Annotated in this window: 1 protein-coding gene; it reads right to left on the bottom strand. The window is 71.7% G+C overall.

What is annotated here, in order from left to right; translation table 11 throughout:
- Positions 1 to 108 precede the first annotated feature (108 nt).
- On the bottom strand, positions 109 to 941 hold an 833-nt coding region (locus QQK43_RS23155; RefSeq protein WP_284309636.1), incomplete at its 5' end, for a patatin-like phospholipase family protein.

Genomic DNA, 941 nt, shown 5'->3' with positions numbered 1-941 from the left:
CCCCAGCCGCTACCAAACTGCACGGGCCGGTCTGGCCGCCTCAACGGCGGCCACACTCTACCGCGCCAGTCAGATATGAAGATACAAGCCGTTGGGCCGTCCGGGGGTTCAGCCCAGGCCAAGCTGGCGGCGCAGCTCGGGCAGGGCCGACTGGCCGGCCAGGTAGCCGGCTTCGATCATTTCCTTGCGGGCGTTGAAGTCCGAGCTGTCGAAGGCGTCGGTGCGCGGGCGGATGAGCACGTTCGCGGTCTGGCCTTCCATCTCGGCCAGCGAACGGCCCATGATCTCGAACGACTGCAGGATGATTTCATAGAGCCCGCTGCGCGGTTTGGCGCTGGGCTTGCCGCCCACGTCCACCGCGATCACGGCCTCGGCCCCGAGCTGGCGCGCCACGCCCACGGGCACCGGGCTGGTCAGACCACCGTCCACCAGTTCGCGGCCGTTGAGCTGGGCCGGGATGAACACCCCGGGGATCGCGCACGAGGCCGCCACGGCGGCACCCGTGTCGCCGCGCTGCAGCGCCACCTTGTCGCCGGAGGCCAGGTCGGTGGCCACGGCGGCGAAGCGGCGCGGCATTTTTTCGATCGGCACGTCGCCAAGCAGGCTGTTGACCAGGCGGCGCAGCGCCATGCCACCGAGCATGCCGCGCTTGTTGCCCGAGGCGAAGTCGGCGACGTCGATGTCGCGCACCTTGAGCGCGATCTCCTGCATCTTCCAGGGCGAGACGCCGGCCGCGTAGAACGCGCCCACCAGGGCGCCGGCGCTGGTGCCGGCCACCACGTCGACGGGCACCTTGGCCTCGTCCAGCGCCTGCAGCACGCCGATGTGCGCGAAGCCGCGCGCCGAGCCACCACCGAGCGCCAGGCCGATGCGGCGCGGGGCGGGTGCGCGGGGATCGGGGCGGCTGCGGTTGGCCGGTTGTGCCGAGGCCCAGCGGGTGG

This window comes from Hydrogenophaga electricum (genome assembly GCF_030160815.1).
Lineage (GTDB): Bacteria > Pseudomonadota > Gammaproteobacteria > Burkholderiales > Burkholderiaceae_C > Hydrogenophaga > Hydrogenophaga electricum.
Note: the sequence above shows the minus strand (reverse complement) of the source record. Positions and strands in the feature narration are given on the sequence as shown.